The organism is Agathobaculum faecis, from assembly GCF_014287995.1.
Lineage (GTDB): Bacteria > Bacillota > Clostridia > Oscillospirales > Butyricicoccaceae > Agathobaculum > Agathobaculum ammoniilyticum.
The window spans coordinates 1-2844 of sequence record NZ_JACOPL010000047.1 but is presented as its reverse complement, the minus strand read 5'-3'; the positions used below and the strand labels follow the sequence as shown (position 1 = coordinate 2844).

General features: G+C 50.3%; 2 protein-coding genes. Both read right to left on the bottom strand.

Annotation, left to right across the window (positions count from 1 at the left end; translation table 11 throughout):
* Nucleotides 1-343 precede the first annotated feature (343 nt).
* Nucleotides 344-1084 (bottom strand): type 1 glutamine amidotransferase, encoded by a 741-nt coding sequence (locus H8S45_RS15630; protein ID WP_054328568.1) that lies wholly within the window; start codon nt 1082-1084, stop codon nt 344-346.
* A gap of 15 nt (nt 1085-1099) precedes the next feature.
* Nucleotides 1100-2470: a Mur ligase family protein gene (locus H8S45_RS15625; RefSeq protein WP_054328569.1), complete on the bottom strand. Its 1371-nt coding sequence runs from the start codon at nt 2468-2470 to the stop codon at nt 1100-1102.
* Nucleotides 2471-2844: the final 374 nt, after the last annotated feature.

Genomic DNA, 2844 nt, shown 5'->3' with positions numbered 1-2844 from the left:
AGCGCCGTCAGCATGTTCACGGCGTCCTTGGCCTGGATATCGGCCTCGTCCGTGAACGCCGCACCGGCAAACATGGTGAACGCGCATGCGAACGCCAGTACCAGTGCGAGAACCTTTTTCTGATGGCGGATTATATAACAAAAAACCCTTCTGTTATTTGATTTTCCGTATAAAATAACTAAATGGACAAACTTTTTTACAAGCCTCTATTTTTTATCCGCAAAAGCCACCTATGCGGGTTGCGCCTGTTTGGCACAAATGAGCCCTCCAAAAGTAAGAAAAGAAATTTGTCTATAACATACAAAACGGCCTCCCTTTTATGGGAGGCCGCACCGAACTCTCTCTATGCTTTTCTGCTGAGGCGCTGCTGCATATATGCATGCGCATTATTTTCCAGCGTATCATCCAACGGGGATAGCGGCTGAACAACATCGTATTTCCGTTGTATCGCCTTCTGCAGGATAAAATCACACAGCTCCGGATTTTTGGGAAGCAGCGAACCATGCGAATAGGTGGCGAACACATTTTTATAACGCGCCCCTTCGGTTTGATCCTCGCCGTTGTTGCCGTAACCGCTCAGCACCATGCCCAGCGGCGCGACATCTTCGCCCAGATAGGTTTTACCCGAATGGTTTTCGAACCCTACCACGATCGTCCCGCTGCTTTCCGGCGTTGTGCGGAACATATAATTGCCGATCATACGCTCTTTGGCGCCTATGGTATGGATATTGATTGCTCCGATAAAATCCATCTGACTGCCGTCCCAGGTTTTATAATACTGACCCAGCATCTGATAGCCTCCGCAGATCGCCAAAAACACCTTCTCATCCTCGACCGCCGCACGGATGTCCCGCGCCTTGCCGCCCGCCAGATCACGCAGAAGGACCTCCTGCTCGAAATCCTGACCGCCGCCGATAAAAAAAATATCGTATGCCTCGATATCCAGAGGCTGCCCGATCGAGCATTCCTCTATATGAGCCGCCATACCGCGTGCTTCCAAGCGCCTTTTCATCGTTATGATATTGCCACGGTCGCCGTAAAGATTGAGGATATCCGGATATAAATGACAGATATTCAGTTCCATTTCCCGTCTCCTCCATTATTCATAAAATGCCTTGATATCCGTATGCCGGCTGATCTCATTGCGCAGGTCGAACATCGCCGTATAGGTCGGCATCAGAAAGGCTGGCGTTTCATCCGCGCCCACGCGATCCAGCAGGGTCTCATACTCCCGCACGACCTCCAGTCTGTCTGTCCGGAAGCCGGCATATTTTAAGCGGAGCGCCATATCGTCTGCACGGACGCCGGAAACCAGGATCTGGGTGAACCGTTCCTGCTGTTCCGCCAGCGCCTCAAAATCAACGTCCCAAATCCAGCTGATATCCGTTCCGTCCGCAAAGCGGTCATTCAGAAGAAACGCCAGTTTATAGCTGCCTTCGTCATGCGCGATCAGGTTGATGACCTGATTAAAGCCCGCCGGATTTTTTACCAACATCATCCGTGCCTGTGCTTTGCCGAGTGTAAACTGCTCTGCGCGGCCAAAGCCGCATTCAAATTGCCCCAATGCGCTGACGGCCGTCTCATCGTCAATACCGGCGACATGGGCGGCCGCGGCCGCGGCCGCGGCATTGTAAATATTGTAGCCGCCCGGCAGATTCACATGTACGTCGTACTCCCGTCCGCAGATATCCAGCACGATATCAGAGGCATCCGCACCAGCCGTCAATATCTGGGTGACCGCTATGGACGGCGTTTTTCTGCCATATCCGCAGTTCGGGCAATGGAACCCCCCCAGATGGCCGTATGTCACATAATCATACTGATACTCGGTTTTGCAGTGAATGCAGTAGGGGGCGTCTGACAGCTCGTGCGCCGCATGCGTATAAATCGGCACATTGACGCCAAACCAAACCACCCTGTTAGGGATCTTTTCAGCCAGCGAGGCGGTAAGCGAACAATCCGCGTTCAAGCACAGCACAGCGTCCGGAATATGCGTGATGCCTTCCCGAATAGCGTTGAGCGTATGGGTGATCTCGCCGTACCGATCCAGTTGATCCCGAAATATGTTATTGACTACCAGGCATTCTACCGGCAGGAATTCGCTTGCTTTCCGGAACGCGGCCTCGTCGCATTCAATCAGCGCATGGGTATACCGACATTTTCCGGAAAGGGAACAATACTGAGCAAATACCGCAATAATGCCGGTCAACAGATTTGCGCCGGATTTATTGGAAAAATATCGAAATCCTGCATCCGAAAACGCCTGTTCAATCATGCGGGAGGTCGTGGTTTTGCCGTTTGTGCCGGTCACAACGGTTACTTTGACACTCTGCGATAGCTCTCCCAAAATATTTTTATCAATCTTTAATGCAAGCTTACCGGGCAGGTTGGTCCCGCCGCGTCCCATTTTGCGCAGCAGCGCACCGGATACTTTGCATATTATAACGGCTATCCTGGTTTTGAGCTTCATAAGCTGCCCTTTCTGTTTGTAAAATGATATATAAAAGTATACCGCATTTTGTATCCTTGTACAAGCAGGGGAAAACAGAAATAGTGTTTCTGCACAAAATAATTGCAAAATTTTTTCTGAATCGTGGAAGCCGAATTTGGCTGTTTGTTTTGTTTATTATTGATTATCCAAAATTTCCCTAACACGGAAAAGTTTTTTATTAAGACAGTTTTGACTGCATTTTGGTAATTTCCTCTATATTATGTGCAGTATCGCGCCATCAGAAAAAGGTTCTCGCACTGGTGCTGGCGTTCGCATGCGCGTTCACCATGTTTGCCGGTGCGGCGTTCACGGATGAGGCCGATATAAAGGCCAAGGATGCCGTGAACATGCTG

Coding starts and splice junctions, on each gene's coding strand:
- H8S45_RS15625 (WP_054328569.1), bottom strand. CDS start 2,470: ATGAAGCTCAAAACCAGGATAGCCGTTATAATATGCAAAGTATCCGGT.
- H8S45_RS15630 (WP_054328568.1), bottom strand. CDS start 1,084: ATGGAACTGAATATCTGTCATTTATATCCGGATATCCTCAATCTTTAC.